Source organism: Bradyrhizobium genomosp. III, from assembly GCF_000261705.1.
In the GTDB taxonomy this organism is placed as follows: Bacteria; Pseudomonadota; Alphaproteobacteria; order Rhizobiales; family Xanthobacteraceae; genus Bradyrhizobium; species Bradyrhizobium ottawaense.
In genome coordinates this window covers 1-19,556 of record NZ_AJQF01000161.1, presented here as the reverse complement: position 1 = coordinate 19,556, position 19,556 = coordinate 1, and the positions used below count along the sequence as shown (strand labels likewise).

Sequence of the window (19,556 nt, the reverse complement as noted above, 5' to 3'; positions counted from 1 at the left end):
CGGCGCCGCCGAATTGCAGCGCGAGGCCCTCGCGGGAGAGCCGCCGCAGGCGGCAGCGGGCGCGAGCGAGGCCTGCGGCATATTCGGCGGCTTTCAGGCCGAACGGCATCGGCAGCGCGTGCTGCAGCCAGGTCCGCGCCACCATCGCGGTGTTGCGATGGCTGCGCGCCAGCGCGGCGAACCCCTTGATGGCGCGGCTGAGGTCGGCGTCCAGCGCATCGAGGCCGGCGCGAAGCGTGAGCATGGTCGCGGTGTCGATGACATCCTGGCTGGTGGCGCCCCAATGCACGTAGCGCGCGGCCTCGGTGTCGGCCCTGCCGACATTGGCGGTCAGCATCTTGACCAGGGGAATCGCCAGATTGCCCGATCGCGTCGCGGCCTCTGCCAGCGCCGCCATGTCAAAGAAATCGGCCTTGCATGCGGCCTCGATCGAGCCCACCGCAGAGGCCGGAATCACATCCGTGGCGGCCTCCGCGCGTGCCAGGGCTGCCTCGAAATCGAGCATGTTCTGCAGGGTCGACCGGTCATCGCAAACCGCGCGCATGGCGGCGCTCGACAGCATCGGTGCGAGCAGGGGGGAGAGGGATGTGCTCATATTGCGCGCGACCTAATCATCATGGCCCGGCTGTGCCAATCCCCAACCGCCCGCACACGTCTTTTTGCAGTTGCGAATTTGCATTGCACTTGACCGGGTGTCGCCCTTTCCTTTGCCGCGTGCCTGCGTTACTTGATCAGCACTATAAGTTACGCGATCCGGGAGGCACCCTCATGGCCATGACGATGAACGGCGAAGTCCAGCTTGCGGCGCCGCGCGAGGCCGTGTGGGCCAAGCTCAATGATCCCGAGGTGCTGAAGGCCTGCATCCCCGGCTGCGAGGAGCTCGAGAGGACCGAGGACGGCGGCTTTCGCGCAACGGCGAAAATGAAGGTCGGCCCGGTGTCGGCACGCTTCAAGGGCAAGGTCACGCTCTCCGATCTCGACCCGCCGAACGGCTACAAGATCTCGGGCGAGGGCGAGGGCGGGGTCGCCGGCTTCGCCAAGGGTGGCGCGGTGGTCAAGCTGGCGGAGAAGGACGGCGGCACGCTGCTGTCCTACGATGTCGAGGCGCAGATCGGCGGCAAGTTGGCGCAGCTCGGCCAGCGCCTTATCAACGGCGCCGCCAAGAAACTCGCCGACGAATTTTTCGCGAACTTCGCCAAGGCGGTACAGGGCTGAAGGTCATCGCCTTCGGCATGGCACCTTGCGTCCCGGGCGATGTTGCCCCGGGGCATAATGGCCCATATGATGGGTTGGAATAATTATAAGAACCGCTTCGACGGGACCCGTCGGGGCGCTGATAGAGAGTGCTTATGGCAAAAATCTCCCTCATCGTGAACGGCAATCCAGTCACCGCCAACGTCGATCCCCGCACCCTCCTGGTGCAGTTTTTGCGCGAGAATCTGCGCCTGACCGGCACCCATGTCGGCTGCGACACCTCGCAGTGCGGCGCCTGCGTCGTGCATGTCGACGGCAAGGCCGTGAAATCCTGCACCACGCTTGCGGTGATGGCCGACGGCCACGAGGTCAGGACGATCGAGGGGCTGGCCGCAGACGGCGCGCCGCTGCATCCGATGCAGGAGGCCTTCCGCGAGCACCATGGCCTGCAATGCGGCTTCTGCACGCCGGGCATGATCATGACCGCGATCGACATCGTGCACCGCAAGGGCAACGAGCTCGACGACCATACGATCCGGGAAGAACTGGAAGGCAATCTCTGCCGCTGCACCGGCTACCAGAACATCGTCGCCTCGATCTCCGCCGGCGCCAAGGCGATGGCGAAATCCGACCTCGCGTAACGCGCATCCCGCGATCAGGACATTCAGATGTACGAATTCAAATATCATCGCCCCGGGACCGTGCGGCAGGCCGCCAACCTCCTGGTGAAGAACGAAGACGCCAAGGTGATCGCTGGCGGCCACACGCTGATTCCCGTCATGAAGCAGCGCCTCGCCAGCCCCCCGCATCTGGTCGACCTCTCCCATATCGAGGGGCTCAATACGATCGAGATGAAGGGCCGTTCGCTGGTAATCGGCGCCACCGCCAAGCACGCCGAGGTCGCGACCTCCGCCATCGTCGGAGAGGCGATCCCGGCGCTCGCGAATCTTGCCGGCGGAATCGGTGATCCCGCCGTACGTCACAAGGGCACGATCGGCGGCTCGCTCGCCAACAACGACCCGACCGCGGACTATCCGGCCGCCGTGCTCGCGCTGGGCGCGACCATCGTCACCAACAAGCGGCGCCTCAAGGCCGAAGAGTATTTCCAGGGCCTGTTCTCGACCGCGCTGGAAGCCGACGAGATCATCACGAAGGTGATGTTCCCGCTGCCGAAGAAGGCGGCCTACGTCAAGTTCCGCAACCAGGCCTCGCGCTATGCGCTGGTTGGCGTGTTCGTGGCGCGGCGTCCGTCCGACGTGCGGGTTGCCGTCACCGGCGCCGGCTCCGAAGGCGTGTTCCGCGTCACTGCGTTCGAGGAAGCCCTGAAGAAGCGCTTCGCCGCGAAGGCGCTTGACGGCATCGAGGTGCCGGCCGAGGGCCTCAACAGCGATATCCACGGCAGCGCCGAATACCGCGCGCATCTCATCGGCGTGCTGACCCGGCGCGCCGTCGACGCCGCCAACGCCAAGGAGTGAGGTGACCTCACGCCTCGGCCCAAACTTGTCCCCGGTGAGGGCGTAGCGAGACTGGCTTTTTCATGACTTCAGCGGCCAATACTTCCGGGGCCAATACTTCAGTTGGGTTGCCGGCATCGGTCGATGCGATGCTCGAACTCCTGACGTCGCGCGGCTACCTCGCGGAGCGGTCGCTGGCGACGGTGACGTATCTCTCGCTGCGCATGGGCCGGCCGCTGTTCCTGGAAGGCGAGGCCGGCGTCGGCAAGACCGAGATCGCCAAGGTCCTGTCCGCTGCGCTCGGGCGGAAGCTGATCCGCCTGCAGTGCTACGAAGGCCTCGACGTCTCCTCCGCGGTCTACGAGTGGAACAGCGCCGCGCAGATGATCGCGATCCGGATGGCGGAAGCCGCCGGCGACACCGATCGCGACCAGCTCTCGAGCGACATCTTCGCCGACCGCTACATGATCAAGCGGCCGCTGCTCCAGGCGCTGGAGCCCGACGTCGCGGGACCACCGGTGCTGCTGATCGACGAGCTCGATCGCGCCGACGAGGCGTTCGAGGCATACTTGCTCGAAATCCTCAGCGACTTCCAGGTGACGATCCCGGAGTTCGGCACCGTCAAGGCGCCGAGCCCGCCGATCGTCATCATCACCTCCAACCGCACCCGCGAGATCCACGACGCGCTGAAGCGGCGCTGTCTCTATCACTGGGTCGATTATCCCGCCGCCGAGCGCGAGCTCGCGATCGTCAAGACGCGCGTGCCCGGCATCTCCGCCAAGCTGTCGCAGCAGGTCGTGCGCTTCGTGCAGGCTTTGCGCAACCAGGACTTCTACAAGTCGCCGGGCGTCGCCGAGACCATCGACTGGGCCACCGCGCTGTCGGAGTTAGATGCCCGCTCGCTGACCCCGCAAGTGGTCGGCGACACGCTGGGCGCGCTGCTCAAATACCAGGACGACATCACCCGCATGCAGGGCGACACCCTGCAAAAGGTGCTGAAGGACGCGACCAGCGAGAATTGATTTCGCGCCACAATCGAGCTCGTCATTCCGGGCGCGACGAAGTCGCGAGCTATGGTGCGCAGTTGCGCACCTGAGAATCCATAACCACGATCGGGAGTATGGATTCCGGGCTCGCGACAAGTGGCGCGTCCCGGAATGACGAGGGGATGGATACGAGACCATGGCCATCAACCACCTGGCGCCCGCGCAGACCGAGCAATTCGCCGACAACATCGTCGGCTTCGCCCGCGCGCTGCGCTCTGCGGGCATGCCGGTCGGGCCGGGCGCTGTCATCGACGCCATGAGCGCGCTCCAGGTGATCGACATCGGCAACCGCGCCGATGTCTTCACCACGCTGGAGGCGATCTTCGTCAAGCGTCATGAGCACGCGCTGATCTTCAAGCAGGCCTTCAACCTGTTCTTCCGCGCCTCGGAAGAATGGAAGCACATGCTGGATTCGGTGCCGCTGCCTGACCAGGCCAAGAAGAAGCCGCAGGCGGGCTCCCGCCGCGTGCAGGAGGCGATGTCGCAGCCGCGCATGACCGAGACGCCGCAGCACCAGGAGCAGGATCTGCGCCTGTCGGTGTCCGACAGGGAGATCCTTCAGAAGAAGGATTTTGCGCAGATGAGCGCCGCCGAGATCAGCGAGGCGCTGCGTGCGGTCGAGCGAATGCATCTGCCGCAGGCCGAGCTTCTGACGCGCCGGCACCGGCCTGATGCGCGCGGGCTTCGCCTCGACCTGCGCCGCACGCTGCGCGCCTCCTTGCGCACCGGCGGCGACATCATCGACATCCATCGTCTCGGGCGGATCGAGAAGCCGGCGCCGATCGTGGCGCTGCTCGATATCTCGGGCTCGATGAGCGAGTACACCCGCCTGTTCCTGCATTTCCTCCATGCCATCGGCGATGCGCGCAAGCGCGTCTCGGTGTTCCTGTTCGGCACCCGGCTGACCAACGTCACCCGCGCGCTGCGCCAGCGCGATCCCGACGAGGCGCTGGCGAGCTGTTCTGCCTCGGTCGAGGACTGGGCCGGCGGCACGCGGATCTCGGCCTCGCTGCACAACTTCAACAAATTGTGGGCGCGGCGCGTGCTGAGCCAGGGCGCCATCGTGCTCCTGATCTCCGACGGGCTGGAGCGGGAGGCGGATTCCAGGCTCGCCTTCGAGATGGACCGGCTGCACCGCTCGTGCCGGCGGCTGATCTGGCTCAACCCGCTGCTCCGGTTCGGCGGCTTCGAGGCCAAGGCCCAGGGCATCAAAATGATGCTTCCGCACGTTGACGAATTCCGCCCGGTACATAATTTGAGTTCGATCCAGGAGCTGATCACGACGCTCTCCCGGCCGCTGCCGCCGCATCACCGCAGCCTGATCCGCTCCGCAGCTTGAGAGGCACCCCATGCTCGATCGCGACGAGGATATTCTGAAGGCGGCGGAGGACTGGCAGAAGGCCGGCCGTGGCGTCGCGCTCGCCACCGTGGTGGAGACGTGGGGCTCGGCGCCGCGCCCGGCAGGCTCCAGCCTCGTCATCAACGACGAGGGTACGTTCCTGGGGTCGGTTTCCGGCGGCTGCGTCGAGGGCGCCGTCGTCACCGAGGCCATGGACGTGATCCAGAGCGGCAAGCCGAGGATGCTGGAGTTCGGCGTCGCCGACGAGACCGCCTGGAATGTCGGGCTGTCCTGCGGCGGCACCATCCGCGTCTTCGTCGAAAAGGTCGGTTAGCCGTGAAGCTCGAGATCCTGCACGAACTCAACGCCGAGCGCGCCGCGCGCCGGCCGGTGATCCTGGTGACCGACACCGAGAGCGGCGAGCAGCGCCTGGTGAAGGCGAAGGATTTTGCAAAAGATCCCTTGCGCGCCGAACTCGACAAGCAACTCCGCATGGGCAAGAGCGCCAGTGTCGAGGCCGGCGGCAAGAAGCTTTTCCTCAACGTCTACGCGCCGACCGCAAAACTCGTCATCGTCGGCGCGGTCCATATCAGCCAGGCCTTGGCGCCGCTGGCGCGCTCGCTCGGCTACGACGTGACCGTCGTGGATCCGCGCACGGCGTTCGCCAGCCCCGAACGCTTTCCCGACGTTCCGCTGGTGGCCGAATGGCCGGACACCGCGCTGCCGCCGCTCAATGTCGATGCCTACACCGCCTTCGTCGCGGTGACGCACGACCCCAAGATCGACGACCCCGCGCTACTGCACGCCTTCGAGCGCGGCTGCTTCTATATCGGCGCGCTCGGCTCGCGGAAGACGCACGCCAAGCGCGGCGACCGGCTGCGGGCGCAGGGCGCCAAGGAAAGCGACATCGCGCGCATTCACGCGCCCATTGGCCTTGCGATCGGCGCGGTCTCCCCGTCCGAGATCGCGGTGTCGATCATGGCGGAGATCACCGCGGTGCTCCGCCTGCCACCCAAAGAAAAAGAAGAAGCGGCATGAAGTTCGGCTCGGCGAGCCCCAAGGATGCAATCGGCGGGGTGACCGTCCACACCCTGCGCCAGGGACCGCTGGTGCTGAAGAAGGGCACGACGATCGGGCCTGCCGAGGTCGAGCAGCTCACGCGCGCCGGCATCAAGGACATCGTCGTGGTGCGCATGGAGGCGGGCGACGTCTCCGAGGACGTTGCGGCCGCCGGCATCGCGCTGGCCGTCGGCGGCGAGGGCATTCATGTCGAGCGTGCCTTCACCGGCCGTGCCAATCTGTTCGCCGCACGTCCGGGTGTGCTGGTGATCGACCGCGCCGCGGTCGACCGCATCAACAACATCGACGAAGCCATCACCTTTGCGACGCTCACCGCCTACAAGCCGGTGGTCGAGGGCGAGATGGTCGGCACCGTCAAGATCATCCCGTTCGGCGTCGAAGGCAGTTTGCGCGATGCCGCGGTGAAGGCCGCAGGCAAGGACGTGCTGAAGGTCGCGCCTTACGTGATCCAGCGCGTCGGCGTGGTCTCGACGCTGCTGCCGGGCCTGTCATCCAAGGTGATCGACAAGACGCTGCGCGTCACGGCCGAGCGGCTCGCACCGGCCGGTGCCAGCATCATCGCCGAGCGGCGGGTCCAGCACGACGAAGCCGCGCTGTCGGCGGCGATCAAGGAATTGCTCGGCCTCGGTGCGGAGCTCGTCATCGTGTTCGGCGCGTCCGCGATCGCCGACCGCCGCGACGTGATTCCGGCGGCCGTCACGGGGATCGGCGGCGAGATCGAGCATTTCGGCATGCCGGTCGACCCCGGCAATCTCTTGCTGATCGCGCGGGCCGGCGACGTTCCGGTGCTGGGCGCACCGGGCTGTGCGCGCTCGCCGGTCGAGAACGGTTTCGACTGGGTCTTGATGCGGCTCCTCGCCGGCATCAAGGTGACGCGCTCGGAGCTGATGGGTATGGGCGTCGGCGGCCTCCTGATGGAGATCGTGACGCGGCCGCAGCCGCGCGCACAGCCCGAGACCGAGGGCAATAGCCAGGTCGCCGCCATCGTGCTCGCGGCGGGCCGTTCGACCCGGATGGGCGGGCCAAACAAGCTGCTCGCCGAACTCGACGGCAAGAAGCTGGTGCGAATCGCGACCGAGCAGGCGCTGGCCTCCAGGGCATCCGAGGTGATCGTGGTCACCGGCCACCAGACCGAGCTGGTCGAGCAGGCGCTGCAGGGCCTGAGAGTGAAGTTCGTCAGGAATCCGGATTTTGCCGGCGGGATCGCCAGCTCGGTCAAGGCCGGCATCGCTGCCGTCCCAGAAGCTTGCGACGGCGCCGTGGTGTGCCTGGGCGACATGCCGCTGATCGATGCCGGCCTGATCGATCGTCTCATCGACGGCTTCGCACCGGATCGCGGCAATCTCATCGTCGTGCCCGTGAGCGAGGGCCGCCGCGGCAATCCCGTGCTGTGGTCGCGCCGCTTCTTCAAGGAGCTGATGACGCTCGACGGCGACGTCGGCGCGCGCCATCTGATCGCCAAGCACACCGAGGCCGTAGCCGAGGTGCCCGTCGACGGCGAAAGCGCCTTCCTCGATATCGACACGCCGCAGGCGCTGGAAGCTGCGCGAGGCGGATGACGGTGCCGTAGCTGCGTAGGGTGGATTAGCCGAAGGCGTAATCCACCACCTGTGTGTCTGCGCGGAGACAAAAGAGGTGGATTGCGCTTCGCTAATCCACCCGTGCGCGCACGATTTCAACCACCCGTTCACCATCTGGAAACGACCGCCGCTTAGAGTCGCCTCCACCTGCCTTGGGGGAGGGGATTTTCCATGGCTTCGAACGTCGTCGCGCGCCGTTGCGCGATGTTTTGCTTTGTCTTGTCAGTTGCCGTCACGGGCGCCCGCTACATCACCGAAGCCCATGCCGCCGGCGCGATTGCAGTCGGCAAATGCGGCGCTTATGGCCAGGCCTTTGATTACGGCCACGAGCACGAGGCGCGTGCCGCGGCGCAGAAGCAGTGCAAGGGCGATTGCACGACCGTGACGATGAAGCGCGCCTGCGCTGCGATGTCGGTCGATCTCGCCAACCCCTGCGGCGCTTATGGCTATGCCGTCAAGCCGAAGATCTCCGCCTCGCTCAACGCCGCCACGCGCGAATGCTACAAATACGGCGGCAAGGAATGCGTGATCCGCGCCTGGGCCTGCGACGCCAAGGGTTGATTTCCTCTTGCTGTCATTCCGGGGCGATGCGTAGCATCGAGCTATGGTGCGCAATTGCGCACCTGAGAATCTCGAGATCCTTTGGACCGCCCCCGAATGACAGTGGAAGGAATAGATGCAGTTCGACACCAAGATCGCGGTCGTGATCCGCACCGATCTTCAGGCTTGGCAGAAGCTCAACGTCGCGTCCTTCCTCACCAGCGGCATTGCCGCGGCTTTTCCCGAATGCATTGGCGATGCCTATGAAGACGCCTCGGGCACGAACTATCATGCGTTGATCGGCCAGCCGATCCTGATCTACGGCGCCGACGGGCCGGCACTATCGCGCGCGCTGGATCGTGCGCTCGTGCGCAACGTCAAGCCGGCGGTCTATACCGAGGACATGTTCAGCACCACGCACGATGCCGCCAATCGCGAGGCGGTGAGGGCCGTGGCGCGCAACGATCTCAATCTCGTCGGCATCGCCATGCGCGCCGAGCGCAAGGTGATCGACAAGATCGTCGACGGCCTGAAGTTCCATAGCTGACACGCCGGCATCGGCGCGGCGTCATCGTGGTGTCATGATGGGGCCGCCTTGCGCAAACTTTGTGCTGTTTGACGCCCATCAAAGGAGCGCGGCGCGGGGTCGTTATTCTGCTCCAAAATGCAGAGGAGCAGACAGATGCCGACCATGAAAGCCGCAATCGTCAAGCAATTCGGCAAGCCGCTGGTGATCGAGGACGTGCCGGTTCCGCAGCCCGGCCCCGGCGAGATTCTGGTCAAGGTGAAGGCCTGCGGCGTCTGTCACACCGATCTGCATGCAGCCTCCGGCGACTGGCCGGTGAAACCGGTACCGCCCTTCATTCCCGGCCACGAGGCGGCCGGCACCGTCGCCGCGCTCGGGCCCGGCGTGAAGAATCTGAAAGTCGGAGATGCCGTCGGCGTCGCCTGGCTGCACGACGCCTGCATGTCTTGCGAATATTGCGAGACCGGCTGGGAGACCCTGTGCGAGCACCAGCACAATACCGGCTACAGCGTGAACGGCGGCTTCGCAGAATATGTGATCGCCTCGGCCGCCTTCGCCGCAAAGCTGCCGGCGACGGTCGATTTCGCCGCCATCGCGCCGATCCTGTGCGCCGGCGTCACCACCTACAAGGGATTGAAGGAGACGGAGGCCAGGCCCGGCGAGTGGGTGGTGATCTCAGGTGTCGGCGGGCTCGGCCATGTCGCGATTCAGTACGCCAAGGCGATGGGGCTCAAGGTCGCTGCCGTCGATATCGCCGAGGACAAGCTGGAGCTGGCGCGCGAAACCGGCGCCGATCTCGCGGTCAATGCCCTCACCGCTGGTGCGGTGGACCAGGTTCTTGCGGCAACCGGCGGCGGGGCCCACGGCGTGCTGGTGACGGCGGTCTCGACCGCCGCGTTCGCCCAGGCGCTCAAGATGGTGCGCCGGAAGGGCACCGTCAGCCTCGTCGGCCTGCCGCCGGGCGAATTCCCGACGCCGATCTTCGACGTCGTCCTCAAGCGCATCACGGTGCGCGGCTCCATCGTCGGCACGAGGCGCGACCTCGACGAAGCCGTCGCATTCGCCACCGATGGCAAGGTGAAGGCCGAAGTGACGAAGGTGCCGCTAGCGCAGATCAACGATGTCTTCGAGCGGATGAAGGCCGGCAAGATCGACGGTCGCATGGTGCTTGATTTCGGCTAGCGCCTCATCCAGGCGGCATGCCTTCGAACGTTACCAGGCTGGGATCGAGGCGATCCCAGTCATGGCCGCGCGCGGCGAAAGTGACTGCCTGCGGCTTGTAGCGGGCAGGCTCGTCGAGGCTCGCGGCGCGGATTGTGAAGACGTCGGGCTGCGCCGCGAAGGTCATGTACACAGGCACGCCGCACTGCGTGCAGAAGCCGCGCGTCTTCACGTTGCCGCTGTCGGCGACCATATCCCAATGCTTCGCCTCGCCGGTTAGCGTGACGCCGGCTCGTGCGAACGTCGCGTATGAGCCATGCGCACTGCCGCTTTCGCGCTGGCAGTCCCGGCACTGGCAGTGATTGCTGAACAGGGGTTCGCCGGCAATCGAATAGCGGATCGCGCCGCAGGCGCAGCCGCCGGTATAGGGCTTGTCCATTTAAGTGCTTCCCTACTTGTCTTCGCCGGAGATGGCATCCAGCCGCTGCAGCACCTTGACCCAGCCGTCGCTCATGTTGCGATAAGCGGTGTCGTTCGTCGGCGTCACGAAGCCGGAGTGCACCACGCGCACGCGCGTCCCTGCTTCGACCGGCGTGAGGGACCAGGTGACGACGGTGTCAAGCGCCGAGCCGTAACCGGTGTTACCCTCGTCGCCACCCTTCCAGGCATAGGCGAAGCGTTGGTCCGGCACGACTTCCAGAACGCGGCAATGGATCGTGCCATCCCACGCGCCGGCCGGGTTGGTCTTGAACGTGAAAGTGTTGCCTTCGACGGCCTCGAAACCGGTCGGCGGCATCAGCCAGCGTGCAATCAGCTGTGCGCTGGTCAGCGCCTTCCAGATCGTCGCGACGGCGTGAGGGAAGACCTCGTCGATGACGATGTCCTGGGTCTGGATCTTGGAAGCAACAGCACTCACGGATCGATCTCCTTCAATAGGTCACGCAGATTCTGGAAGCGCTCGCGCCAGAACACGCCGTAATGGTCCATCCAGGTTACCAGCGGTTCGAGCCCCTGCGGCGCGGCGCGGTAATAGACGTTGCGGCCCTCTGCGCGCTCGGCGACGAGGCCCGCCTGTTTCAACGACTTCAGGTGCTGCGAGATGGCGCCCTGAGTTACGCCGCTGCCGCGCGTCAGCTCGGCGACGGTGATCTCCTTGCTCTCGAACACGCGCTCGAACACCGCCCGGCGCGTCGGGTCGGCGAGGGCGCGCATCACAGTGGTGACGGGGTTTGGAGCGGTTTCGATCATGTCGTTCAATTAGTCGATGCTAATTCATTAGTCAATACTAATTCTTCTGAGTCTACCCAGATAACAGCCTCAACTTGACTATGACTGACTAGTCAGTCATGTTCATCTAATAATGAAGAAGTCGACCAAGCTCGCCAACAAGTCGGCACAGGGCGCGGAGCCTGCGTCAGCCCGCCGAGAGGTGCCTGCATCGAACCGTGCTGCGCGCGCGCAGGAGCGGCGCGCGGCGATCGTGGACGCCGCGATGGAGGAGTTCATCGCCCGCGGTTTTGCCGCAACGCGCCTCGACGACATTGCCAAACGCGCCGGCGTCGCCAAGGGCACGATCTACCTGCACTTCAAGGACAAGGAATCGATGTTCGAGGAGCTGGTGCGCGTCGTGATCGTGCCGGTCGTGGCGCGGCTGACCGCGCTGCCGCCGCCGACGGGCTCGGTGCGCGACCTCGTCGAGGCCTTTGCCAGCAATTTCCTGAAAGAGGTCATCGGCACCAGGCGGGGTGATCTGGTACGCCTGATTGTGGCGGAGGGCCCGCGCTTTCCGTCCGTCGCCGACTTTTACTACCGCGAGGTCGTCTCGCGCGGGATCGCCGCGATGCGCACGCTGATCGAGCTCGGCATCGCCCGCGGCGAGATCCGGGAGAAGGACCTCGCGCGCTATCCGCAGATCCTGGTCGCGCCCGCGATGATTGCGGTGATCTGGCAAAGCCTGTTTGCGCGGCACGCGCCGCTCGACGCGCAGGACATGCTGCGCGTTCATCTCGATTTGATTTTTGGCGAACGGAGGACGACATGACGTCGTCACGAACCATCTCTCACCTCATCCTGAGGAGCGCGGAACGCGCGTCTCGAAGGATGCAGGCCCGGCTGTGGCTTCCCGCCCTTCGAGACGCCGCTTCGCGGCTCCTCAGGGTGAGGGATCGACAGCCGAATCTGCCGCGCCTCTGTGCGATCGCGGTTCTGGCACTCGCCACCGGTCTCGCCGGGTGCAACGAGAAGCGTGATCCCGGCTTCCAGGGCTGGGTCGAGGCCGACATGATCTTCGTCAGCCCGGACGAAGCGGGGCGGGTGACGAAGCTCAATGTCCGCGAGGGCGACGAGGTCAAGGTCGGCGATGCCCTTTATTCCGTCGACGACGACCTTCAGCTTGCCGATCTCAATCAGCAAAAGGCGACGCTCGCCAACGCACAACAGACCTATGACCGCGCGGCCTCGCTGAGCAAGACCGGCTCCGGCACGCAGGCCAATCTCGACTCGGCCGTGTCTGCCTTGCGCGTCGCGGAAGCGCGGGTGGCGACGTCGGAGACGCGGATGGCGCGGCGCAAGGGCTTTGCGCCCGTTGCCGGCACCATCCAGCAGATCTATTTCCGCGAGGGCGAGATGGTAGCGGCGCAGCGCCCGGTGCTGTCGATCATGCCGCCCGGCAACATGAAGCTGCGCTTCTTCGTGCCAGAGACCGCGCTGCCGAAGCTTGCGATCGGCGACACGGTGCGGATCGGCTGCGACAATTGCGCGGCCGATCTCACCGCAAAGATCTACTTCATTGCGACCTCGGCCGAGTACACCCCGCCTGTCATCTACAGCCTCGATGAGCGCAACAAGCTGGTCTATTTGATCCAGGCGCGGCCGTCGCGCCCCGACGCGCTGCGGGTCGGACAGCCGATCGACGTCTATCTCAATCCGAAGACACCGGTGGCGGACAAGCGATGAATGGCGAGAGCGGCATCGCGATCGACGTCAAGGGCCTGACCAAATCGTTCGGCGGCCGCGAGGTCGTGCACGATCTGTCGATGCAGGTGAAGCGCGGCTCGATCTACGGCTTCCTCGGGCCCAACGGCTCGGGCAAGACCACGACCATCCGTATCCTCTGCGGTCTCCTCACCCCGGATAGCGGCGAGGGCACCTGTCTCGGCTACGACATCCGCCGCGATGCCGAAAAGATCAAGCGCCAGGTCGGCTATATGACCCAGCGCTTCAGCCTTTATCAGGATCTTTCGGTGCGCGAGAATCTCGAATTCGTCGCGCGGCTCTATGGCTTGGCCGATGCGCGCGGGGCAGCGCGCGACATGATCAAGCGGCTCGGGCTCTCGGGACGCGAGGAGCAGCTTGCGGGCGAGCTTTCCGGCGGCTGGAAGCAGCGGCTGGCGCTGGGTGCCTGCACGCTGCCCAGTCCGAAACTGTTGCTGCTGGACGAGCCGACCGCCGGCGTCGATCCCAAGGCGCGGCGTGACTTCTGGAACGAGATCCACGCGCTTGCCGCCGAGGGCCTCACCGTGCTGGTCTCGACCCATTATATGGACGAGGCCGAGCGCTGCCACGAGATCGCCTACATCGCCTACGGCCATCTGCTGGTGCACGGCACCGTGGAGGAGGTGATCGCGAAATCCGCGCTGACGACCTACACCGTGACGGGCGAAGACCTGAACGAGCTCGCGGCCGAGCTCACCGGCAAGCCCGGCGTGGATATGGTGGCGCCGTTCGGCACCTCGCTGCACGTTTCGGGGCGGGACGTTGCCGCGCTCGAAGCCAGCATTGCGCCGTGGCGCGAGCGAAGCGGCCTGCACTGGCAGAGGTCGCATCCCTCACTGGAAGACGTGTTCATCGAACTGATGGGGCGCTCCAAGGACAATTTCCAATGAGTGCCGTCGATCATCCCGCACCACAGCACGAAATCCGCGAGCGCTTCGGCTTCCTGCGGCGCTCCTATGCGATGCTGATCAAGGAGTTTATCCAGCTGAGGCGCGACCGCGTCTCGTTCGCGATGATCGTGATGCTGCCGGTGATGCAGCTGATGCTGTTCGGCTATGCCATCAACACCACGCCGCATCATCTGCCGAGCGCGGTGCTGCTCCAGGAGGACTCCGATCTCGCCCGCTCGATCCTGAAAGCTCTGGAGAACACTGCCTATTTCCGCTTCCTTTACGAGGTGCACGATGTCGAGGATTTCGACAATCTGCTGAAATCCGGCAAGGTGCTGTTCGGTGTCGAGATCCCGCGCGGCTTCGAGCGCGCGGTGCGGCGCGGCGACAGACCGGCGCTGCTGGTTGCGGCCGATGCCACCGACCCGGTGGCGGCGAGCGCGGCGATCGGCTCGCTCGGCATGGTCGTGCAGACCGCGCTCAAGCATGATCTCTACATCGGCGATCCCCCGGAGATGCCGTTCGAGATCCGCGCGCATGCCCGCTATAATCCGGCCGCGGCCTCCAGCCTCAACATCGTGCCGGGCCTGGTCGGCACCATCCTCACCATGACCATGCTGATCTTCACCGCGCTGTCGGTCACGCGCGAGGTCGAGCGCGGCACCATGGAGAGCCTGCTGTCGATGCCGATCAAGCCGGTCGAGGTGATGTTCGGCAAGATCGTGCCTTACGTGCTCGTCGGCTTCGTGCAGGCGTTTCTCATCATCGGCATCGGGGTTGGCCTGTTCGGCGTCCCCGTGCTCGGCAATCTGTTCCTGCTGGCACTGCTCTCGACGCTGTTCATCACCACCAATTTGTCGATCGGCTACACCATCTCGACCGTGGTGCAGAACCAGCTCCAGGCCATGCAGATGTCGATGATGTTCTTCCTGCCGAGCATTCTGCTGTCCGGATTCATGTTTCCCTTCGCGGGCATGCCGACCTGGGCGCAGTATCTCGGCGAATGCCTGCCGCTGACGCATTACCTTCGCATCGTCCGCGCCATCATGCTGAAGGGCGCGACCATGCAGAATCTGCATTTCGACGCCCTGGCACTGGCGATCCTGATGGCGCTCGCCATGACCATCGCCGTGACGCGCTTCCGCCGCACGCTGGATTGAGGCACAATACCCCGGAATCGAGGGGCGGAATGGTCAGATTTGCCAGCAGGAGGACACGGCAGCACGCCGTGCTATCGGAGGATTTCGAGCGCGAGCTGACACGCGAAGTGCTTCGCACCGAGTTGCTCCGGGTGCGGGCGCTGATCATGACGGGCTGCGTCATGATGGTGCTGCTCACCGCGATCTATTTGATCGACCCCAGTGTGGTGAACCGGGTGTGGCGCGGAACGGAAGGGCTTGTCGAGGTCTACGGCCTGCTCGGCGGCTTCATCCTGTTCGAGGTTTGGGTCCACACCCAGATCAGGAAGAACCTCCGGCTCGATCGCGATCTGCCGGTGATCCGGCGCTATATCGGCACGCTGATCGAGACTTCGCTGCCAACGGTGATCCTGATCCTGCAAACCCGGACCATGGGCGCGAGCCAGGCGCTCGGTTTCGCCGTGCCGCTGATGTACTTCATCTTCGTCATCCTCTCGACCTTGCGGCTCGACTTCTGGCTCTCTGCGTTCACAGGCTTCGTCGCCGCAGCCGGGCTTCTGTCCGTCGCGCTGCTCTACAACGCGGCCGACGAGGCCGGCGAGCCCCTGATCTATTTCCACGCTGTGCGCAGCATCGTCATCCTGATCTGTGGCGCGCTGGCGGGCGCGGTCGGCGCTCAGCTGCGCCGCCAGTTCGCCGCGAGCATCGCGGCGGCGACCGCACGCGACCGGGTGACGAACCTGTTCGGCCAGCACGTCTCTCCGCAGGTGGTGGAGCGGCTGATGGCGGCGGGAACCAGTGGTGGCGGCGACGTCCGCCGCGTCGCTGTGATGTTCGTCGATTTCCGCGGCTTCACGGCGGGCGCGCAGTCGCGCACCCCACAGGAGGTGGTCGACCGGCTCGATGGCGCCTTTGCGGTGCTGGTCGACGTCCTCGATCGCCACGGCGGCATCGTGAACAAGTTTCTCGGCGATGGCTTTCTCGCGCTGTTCGGCGCGCCGCTGGAAGCCTCCGACGCCGCGCATCGCGCGGTAGCCGCAGGCCGCGAGATGCTGAGTGCGATGGACCGCATCAACGCGCAGACGAGCTGGCCGCTGCGCATCGGCATCGGCATTCATTTCGGCGAGGTCGTCGCCGGCAATATCGGCTCGCCCCGGCGCAAGGAGTACACGGTGATCGGTGACACCGTGAACTTCGCATCGCGCCTGGAGGCGCTGAACAAGGAGTTCGGCTCGCAACTGCTGATTTCCGCGACCGTGCGCGAGGCGCTGGGCAACGATGGTGACGATGCCGTTGCGCTCGGCGAGGTCGAGGTGCGCGGCTATGAGCGGAAGGTGGCGGTGTTTCAGCTCGGCTGAGGGGGCCTTCAAATGTGAGTCGCGTTTCGTTGCAGCGAGCCGCGGTTCGTTGAAGGCTTCTAGAATCTCTTCCGCGATTGCTCCGATTGCTCCGAATTTTGGGGCATGACGAGCGATGTCGCCGGCCTATAGACTGCCGCCCGATGCGGCCGGTCGCGGCCGCAATTTGCATGAGGAAGTGACGATGCAGCGCCGCTACATCACCGTCGACGTGTTCACCGACCGCGCCTTCGGCGGCAACCAGCTCGCCGTGGTGCTCGACGCCGGCGGGCTCACGACGGCGCAGATGCAGAGGATCGCGACCGAGTTCAACTATTCCGAGACCACCTTCGTGCTGCCGCCGCGTGACAAGGCCAACGATGCCGAGGTGCGTATCTTCACCCCGGTCCGGGAGATGCCCTTTGCGGGCCATCCCAATATCGGGACCTCCTTCGTGCTGGCGAGCCTCGCCAAGGAGCCGAAGCCGCGCCTGCTATTCGAGGAGAAGGCCGGGCTCGTGCCGGTCGATATTTTTCGCGAGCAGGGCCGGGTGGTCAGCACCGAGCTCACCGCGCCGCAGCCGCTGTCACGGCTTGCGCAGCTTTCTGCCGAAGACGTCGCGGCCTGCATCTCCCTGAGCGCCGATGACATCAGGACCGATCGCCATGCGCCGCAGGTCGTCGGCGTCGGAACGCCCTTCGTGGTGGCGGAAGTACGTTCGCGCGATGCGCTGAAGCGGGCCAGGTCCGACGTGGCGGCCTTCGGCAGGCTCTTGCCGCGCGACGGTGCAGTCTCGGTGTGGTTCTATACGCGCGATGTGCCCGCGGCGGAGGCGCCTAGCGAGATCCAGGCGCGGATGTTCATGCGCGGCGCCGGCGGCTACGCTGAGGATCCCGCCACCGGCAGCGCCACGGTTGCCGCGGCCGCGCTGTTCGCCGATCTCGATCCCGTGCGCGATGGCGAGCTCAAGCTCACGGTCGGCCAGGGCTTTGACATGGGCCGGCCGAGCATCCTGCTGACGCGCGTGCGCAAGCAGGACGGCAAGATCGTCTCCGCCCATGTCGGCGGCAGCTGTGTGCGGATGATGGAGGGGACGTTCAAGCTGGCAGGGGAGGGATAGGAACCATCATCCCCGCGCAATGGCGAAGCCGTTGTCGCTGGAGATGCGAGCCCTTGCGAGCCTCGAAGGATGCGCGGCCGAGGTGCAACCTGGGGCACGCCGTCGTGGTTTCGTTCCCCGCCCGAGCTCCGGCTACACCTGCCGTCCCGCCAAGTTCTTCACCGCAACCCCATCGCGCTCCTCGATGATCTCCGCGATCATTTGGCGGTGGCAATGCGTGTGATCCCTCTCGTAGCAGAGCAGGCAGACGGGGCCGGCCTTCTTCACCAGCGCCGAGAGCTCGTCCATCGCCTCTTTGGCCTCGGGCGCCTTGAGGTGCTTTGAGAAGATCTTCTCCAGCACATCGTACTGACCGCTGCGTGCGGCGAGCCGGCCTTCCTTCGGCGTGCCGAGCGCGGCGAGGTGGACATAGGCGATACCACGTTCGTCGAGCCCTGCCGAAAGCTGCTTCTTGGAAAAGCCCGGCCGGCGCGAGGATGTCACCGCGCGCACGTCGACCACGAGCTTGACGCCGGCCTCTACCAGCTCATCCAGCACCGCCTTGGGCGGCGTCTGCTCATAGCCGATGGTGAACAGCTTTTTCGCCTTTGCCATGGCGCACCTCAGCTCACCCTTGCGATCAGTTCCATGGCGCCGGCCGGTGCGCGCACCTTGCCCTCGTGGATGACGTAGGCGAACACGTCGCGTGGCTCCTTCTTTGGCTTGGCCTTGTCAACTTTGGGCAGGTCGTCCGGTTCACCGCCCGAAGCCCAGGCCTGAAGGCGCTCGGCCCAGGCATCGAGCTGCTTGGGCGGGTAGCAGGTCTTGATCTCGTCATTGCCCTTCTGCAGCCGGGCATAGACGAAATCACCGGCGACGTCGGCGATGGCGGGATATTTGCCGTGCTCGGCGAACACCACGGGCGTCTCGAACTCGCGGATCAGCGCCACGAAGTCCGGTGTGCAGAAGCTGTCGTGGCGGACCTCGACGACGTGGCGCAGCGCGCGTCCCTCGAGCTTGCGCGGCAATAGCTCGAGGAACTTGCCGAAATCGGCGCCGTCGAATTTCTTGGTCGGCGCGAACTGCCACAGCACCGGCCCGAGACGGTCGCCGAGCTCCAGCACGCCGGAATCATAGAACCGCTTGATGGAATCGCCGGCTTCCGCCAGCACCCGGCGGTTGGTGGCGAATCGCGGTCCCTTCACCGAGAACACGAAGCCGTCGGGCACCTCGCTCGCCCATTTGCGAAAGCTCTCCGGCTTCTGCGAGCCGTAATAGGTGCCGTTGATCTCGATCGAGGTCAGCTTCGAGGCCGCGTAGGACAGCTCCTTCGCCTGCGTCAGCTTCTCCGGATAGAACACGCCGCGCCACGGCTCGAACGTCCAGCCGCCGATGCCGATGAAGATGTTGCCTGACTTTTTGGACGCAGTTTTTGCTTTGGCCACGGAAGGATCTCGCATCGACGTGGAGGGGATGCCGTCATCCTAGTCAAACCAGTTGTGATTGGCCAGTTGCTGCGTCCCGTCTAAGGTCGCGGCAGGATCTGCGAAAAAGGAGAAAAAGGATGCGGATGCTGATGGTGGGAGCGGCGCTCGTCATGATGACATCTGCTGCCATGATATCTCCAGTCATGGCGGATGACGACGATGCGAAGGGCGCGCAGAAGCTCGCCATGCAGGGCCGCGACGATTACTGGCATTGCCTGGCGCGGGAATATTCGCGCGACAGCAATCGGGGAATGACGGAACAGGATTTTGGCCGCTCGGTCGCGGGCGCCTGTTCGTCGGAGCGGCAATATTACCGAGTGGCGCTGCTCGACTATCTCACCACGCAGTACCCGAGCATCGATGCCGGCGCCCATCTCGCTACCGCGAACAGGGCAGTGGAGGCCGCGCAGAAGGACATCGTGACGGCCTTCGTCAAGCAGAGGCCGCCGGCGAAGTAGGCAATGGCCAATAGCGAGCAGGGGAGAAGCCTGGACCGCCTCATCCGCCATTCGCCTTTCGGCAGCCCTTCCGGCTCCGCGCGCATCCGTGATATCACGGGGCGTATCTGGAACGGGGATGGGTTTCCATGGCGTCTGAGTCGGTAGGGGGCATTTTGGGCGTGATCGCTGCCGCGATCGTGCTTGCAGTCGCCGTCGTGTTCGGGCCGATTGGCCAGTACGGCAAGCCGCC

24 protein-coding genes are annotated in these 19,556 nt (G+C 65.3%); 18 read left to right on the top strand and 6 right to left on the bottom strand.

From position 1 onward, the window contains the following. Positions 1-595, bottom strand: a 595-nt coding sequence (locus IC66_RS0113810; protein ID WP_244429111.1) for a lyase family protein, incomplete at its 3' end; no start/stop codon positions are given. A 173-nt stretch (positions 596-768) separates the two neighbouring features. On the opposite strand from IC66_RS0113810, the gene IC66_RS0113805 reads away from it, so the two are divergent. The 11 genes from IC66_RS0113805 to adhP all read left to right on the top strand — a co-directional run bounded on the left by IC66_RS0113805 (position 769) and on the right by adhP (position 9,941). Then, positions 769-1,215 carry an SRPBCC family protein gene (locus IC66_RS0113805; protein ID WP_028142900.1) on the top strand — a complete coding sequence of 149 codons (447 nt, stop codon included), beginning with the start codon at positions 769-771 and terminating at the stop codon, positions 1,213-1,215. A gap of 134 nt (positions 1,216-1,349) precedes the next feature. Next, positions 1,350-1,835: a (2Fe-2S)-binding protein gene (locus IC66_RS0113800; protein WP_028142901.1), complete on the top strand. Its 486-nt coding sequence runs from the start codon at positions 1,350-1,352 to the stop codon at positions 1,833-1,835. 27 nt (positions 1,836-1,862) lie between these two features. Next, positions 1,863-2,669: an FAD binding domain-containing protein gene (locus IC66_RS0113795; RefSeq protein ID WP_028142902.1), complete on the top strand. Its 807-nt coding sequence runs from the start codon at positions 1,863-1,865 to the stop codon at positions 2,667-2,669. A gap of 62 nt (positions 2,670-2,731) precedes the next feature. Beyond that, positions 2,732-3,670 carry an AAA family ATPase gene (locus IC66_RS0113790; protein ID WP_028142903.1) on the top strand — a complete coding sequence of 313 codons (939 nt, stop codon included), beginning with the start codon at positions 2,732-2,734 and terminating at the stop codon, positions 3,668-3,670. Positions 3,671-3,830: 160 nt separating this feature from the next. Then, positions 3,831-5,033, top strand: a complete 1,203-nt coding sequence (locus IC66_RS0113785; RefSeq protein ID WP_028142904.1) for a vWA domain-containing protein — start codon at positions 3,831-3,833, stop codon at positions 5,031-5,033. Between the two features lie 10 nt (positions 5,034-5,043). Next, positions 5,044-5,367 carry an XdhC family protein gene (locus IC66_RS0113780; RefSeq protein ID WP_007602422.1) on the top strand — a complete coding sequence of 108 codons (324 nt, stop codon included), beginning with the start codon at positions 5,044-5,046 and terminating at the stop codon, positions 5,365-5,367. Positions 5,368-5,369: 2 nt separating this feature from the next. Beyond that, on the top strand, positions 5,370-6,071 hold the full coding sequence (locus tag IC66_RS0113775) for an XdhC family protein (protein ID WP_038948018.1): 702 nt from the start codon (positions 5,370-5,372) through the stop codon (positions 6,069-6,071). After that, entirely contained in the window at positions 6,068-7,672 is a 1,605-nt protein-coding gene (locus IC66_RS0113770) for an NTP transferase domain-containing protein (protein ID WP_038948017.1), read from the top strand. Before IC66_RS0113775 ends, IC66_RS0113770 begins: the two co-directional genes overlap by 4 nt. A 192-nt stretch (positions 7,673-7,864) precedes the next feature. Continuing rightward, entirely contained in the window at positions 7,865-8,254 is a 390-nt protein-coding gene (locus IC66_RS0113765) for a DUF4189 domain-containing protein (protein WP_028142907.1), read from the top strand. A 115-nt stretch (positions 8,255-8,369) separates the two neighbouring features. Further along, positions 8,370-8,780 carry a DUF2000 family protein gene (locus tag IC66_RS0113760; RefSeq protein ID WP_038948016.1) on the top strand — a complete coding sequence of 137 codons (411 nt, stop codon included), beginning with the start codon at positions 8,370-8,372 and terminating at the stop codon, positions 8,778-8,780. Between the two features lie 135 nt (positions 8,781-8,915). Further along, positions 8,916-9,941 (top strand): alcohol dehydrogenase AdhP, encoded by a 1,026-nt coding sequence (adhP, locus tag IC66_RS0113755; protein WP_038948015.1) that lies wholly within the window; start codon positions 8,916-8,918, stop codon positions 9,939-9,941. 4 nt (positions 9,942-9,945) lie between these two features. On the opposite strand, the gene IC66_RS0113750 is transcribed toward adhP, so the two are convergent. From IC66_RS0113750 to IC66_RS0113740, 3 genes are read right to left on the bottom strand one after another with little or no spacing between them, the layout of a single operon-like run. Beyond that, positions 9,946-10,359 carry a GFA family protein gene (locus IC66_RS0113750; RefSeq protein WP_038948014.1) on the bottom strand — a complete coding sequence of 138 codons (414 nt, stop codon included), beginning with the start codon at positions 10,357-10,359 and terminating at the stop codon, positions 9,946-9,948. 12 nt (positions 10,360-10,371) lie between these two features. Further along, on the bottom strand, positions 10,372-10,836 hold the full coding sequence (locus IC66_RS0113745; RefSeq protein ID WP_038948012.1) for an SRPBCC family protein: 465 nt from the start codon (positions 10,834-10,836) through the stop codon (positions 10,372-10,374). Then, complete coding sequence (locus IC66_RS0113740) at positions 10,833-11,168, bottom strand: ArsR/SmtB family transcription factor (RefSeq protein ID WP_028142912.1); 336 nt, start codon at positions 11,166-11,168, stop codon at positions 10,833-10,835. Before IC66_RS0113740 ends, IC66_RS0113745 begins: the two co-directional genes overlap by 4 nt. Before the next feature lie 109 nt (positions 11,169-11,277). Here IC66_RS0113740 and IC66_RS0113735 point away from each other — a divergent pair, with 109 nt between their 5' ends. The 6 genes from IC66_RS0113735 to IC66_RS0113710 all read left to right on the top strand — a co-directional run bounded on the left by IC66_RS0113735 (position 11,278) and on the right by IC66_RS0113710 (position 17,400). Further along, the gene (locus IC66_RS0113735) at positions 11,278-11,961 is read left to right on the top strand and encodes a TetR/AcrR family transcriptional regulator (RefSeq protein WP_038948011.1); all 684 of its coding nucleotides are present in this window, start codon (positions 11,278-11,280) and stop codon (positions 11,959-11,961) included. Next, positions 11,958-12,875: an HlyD family secretion protein gene (locus tag IC66_RS0113730; protein ID WP_244429110.1), complete on the top strand. Its 918-nt coding sequence runs from the start codon at positions 11,958-11,960 to the stop codon at positions 12,873-12,875. The genes IC66_RS0113735 and IC66_RS0113730 overlap by 4 nt, the downstream gene beginning before the upstream one ends. Further along, positions 12,872-13,804 (top strand): ABC transporter ATP-binding protein, encoded by a 933-nt coding sequence (locus IC66_RS0113725; RefSeq protein WP_038948009.1) that lies wholly within the window; start codon positions 12,872-12,874, stop codon positions 13,802-13,804. The genes IC66_RS0113730 and IC66_RS0113725 overlap by 4 nt, the downstream gene beginning before the upstream one ends. Beyond that, positions 13,801-14,964: an ABC transporter permease gene (locus IC66_RS0113720; RefSeq protein ID WP_038948008.1), complete on the top strand. Its 1,164-nt coding sequence runs from the start codon at positions 13,801-13,803 to the stop codon at positions 14,962-14,964. Before IC66_RS0113725 ends, IC66_RS0113720 begins: the two co-directional genes overlap by 4 nt. Positions 14,965-14,993: 29 nt before the next feature. Continuing rightward, the gene (locus IC66_RS0113715; protein WP_028142917.1) at positions 14,994-16,301 is read left to right on the top strand and encodes an adenylate/guanylate cyclase domain-containing protein; all 1,308 of its coding nucleotides are present in this window, start codon (positions 14,994-14,996) and stop codon (positions 16,299-16,301) included. 184 nt (positions 16,302-16,485) lie between these two features. Continuing rightward, positions 16,486-17,400 (top strand): PhzF family phenazine biosynthesis protein, encoded by a 915-nt coding sequence (locus tag IC66_RS0113710; protein WP_038948007.1) that lies wholly within the window; start codon positions 16,486-16,488, stop codon positions 17,398-17,400. Between the two features lie 132 nt (positions 17,401-17,532). On the opposite strand, the gene IC66_RS0113705 is transcribed toward IC66_RS0113710, so the two are convergent. Together IC66_RS0113705 and IC66_RS0113700 are read right to left on the bottom strand one after the other, a co-directional pair. After that, positions 17,533-17,994, bottom strand: a complete 462-nt coding sequence (locus tag IC66_RS0113705) for a DUF488 domain-containing protein (RefSeq protein WP_028142919.1) — start codon at positions 17,992-17,994, stop codon at positions 17,533-17,535. A gap of 8 nt (positions 17,995-18,002) precedes the next feature. Next, a complete protein-coding gene (locus tag IC66_RS0113700; protein WP_085967720.1) occupies positions 18,003-18,839 on the bottom strand; it encodes a DUF72 domain-containing protein in 837 nt (278 codons plus the stop codon). Positions 18,840-18,943: 104 nt separating this feature from the next. On the opposite strand from IC66_RS0113700, the gene IC66_RS0113695 reads away from it, so the two are divergent. Next, on the top strand, positions 18,944-19,324 hold the full coding sequence (locus tag IC66_RS0113695; protein WP_028142921.1) for a hypothetical protein: 381 nt from the start codon (positions 18,944-18,946) through the stop codon (positions 19,322-19,324). Positions 19,325-19,556: the final 232 nt, after the last annotated feature.

Bases quoted from the DNA above. Each gene is read 5' to 3' on its own strand.
- IC66_RS0113805 (WP_028142900.1), top strand. From the start codon at position 769: ATGGCCATGACGATGAACGGCGAAGTCCAGCTTGCGGCGCCGCGCGAG.
- IC66_RS0113800 (WP_028142901.1), top strand. From the start codon at position 1,350: ATGGCAAAAATCTCCCTCATCGTGAACGGCAATCCAGTCACCGCCAAC.
- IC66_RS0113795 (WP_028142902.1), top strand. From the start codon at position 1,863: ATGTACGAATTCAAATATCATCGCCCCGGGACCGTGCGGCAGGCCGCC.
- IC66_RS0113790 (WP_028142903.1), top strand. From the start codon at position 2,732: ATGACTTCAGCGGCCAATACTTCCGGGGCCAATACTTCAGTTGGGTTG.
- IC66_RS0113785 (WP_028142904.1), top strand. From the start codon at position 3,831: ATGGCCATCAACCACCTGGCGCCCGCGCAGACCGAGCAATTCGCCGAC.
- IC66_RS0113780 (WP_007602422.1), top strand. From the start codon at position 5,044: ATGCTCGATCGCGACGAGGATATTCTGAAGGCGGCGGAGGACTGGCAG.
- IC66_RS0113770 (WP_038948017.1), top strand. From the start codon at position 6,068: ATGAAGTTCGGCTCGGCGAGCCCCAAGGATGCAATCGGCGGGGTGACC.
- IC66_RS0113765 (WP_028142907.1), top strand. From the start codon at position 7,865: ATGGCTTCGAACGTCGTCGCGCGCCGTTGCGCGATGTTTTGCTTTGTC.
- IC66_RS0113760 (WP_038948016.1), top strand. From the start codon at position 8,370: ATGCAGTTCGACACCAAGATCGCGGTCGTGATCCGCACCGATCTTCAG.
- adhP (WP_038948015.1), top strand. From the start codon at position 8,916: ATGCCGACCATGAAAGCCGCAATCGTCAAGCAATTCGGCAAGCCGCTG.
- IC66_RS0113750 (WP_038948014.1), bottom strand. From the start codon at position 10,359: ATGGACAAGCCCTATACCGGCGGCTGCGCCTGCGGCGCGATCCGCTAT.
- IC66_RS0113740 (WP_028142912.1), bottom strand. From the start codon at position 11,168: ATGATCGAAACCGCTCCAAACCCCGTCACCACTGTGATGCGCGCCCTC.
- IC66_RS0113730 (WP_244429110.1), top strand. From the start codon at position 11,958: ATGACGTCGTCACGAACCATCTCTCACCTCATCCTGAGGAGCGCGGAA.
- IC66_RS0113725 (WP_038948009.1), top strand. From the start codon at position 12,872: ATGAATGGCGAGAGCGGCATCGCGATCGACGTCAAGGGCCTGACCAAA.
- IC66_RS0113720 (WP_038948008.1), top strand. From the start codon at position 13,801: ATGAGTGCCGTCGATCATCCCGCACCACAGCACGAAATCCGCGAGCGC.
- IC66_RS0113715 (WP_028142917.1), top strand. From the start codon at position 14,994: ATGGTCAGATTTGCCAGCAGGAGGACACGGCAGCACGCCGTGCTATCG.
- IC66_RS0113710 (WP_038948007.1), top strand. From the start codon at position 16,486: ATGCAGCGCCGCTACATCACCGTCGACGTGTTCACCGACCGCGCCTTC.
- IC66_RS0113705 (WP_028142919.1), bottom strand. From the start codon at position 17,994: ATGGCAAAGGCGAAAAAGCTGTTCACCATCGGCTATGAGCAGACGCCG.
- IC66_RS0113700 (WP_085967720.1), bottom strand. From the start codon at position 18,839: ATGCGAGATCCTTCCGTGGCCAAAGCAAAAACTGCGTCCAAAAAGTCA.
- IC66_RS0113695 (WP_028142921.1), top strand. From the start codon at position 18,944: ATGCGGATGCTGATGGTGGGAGCGGCGCTCGTCATGATGACATCTGCT.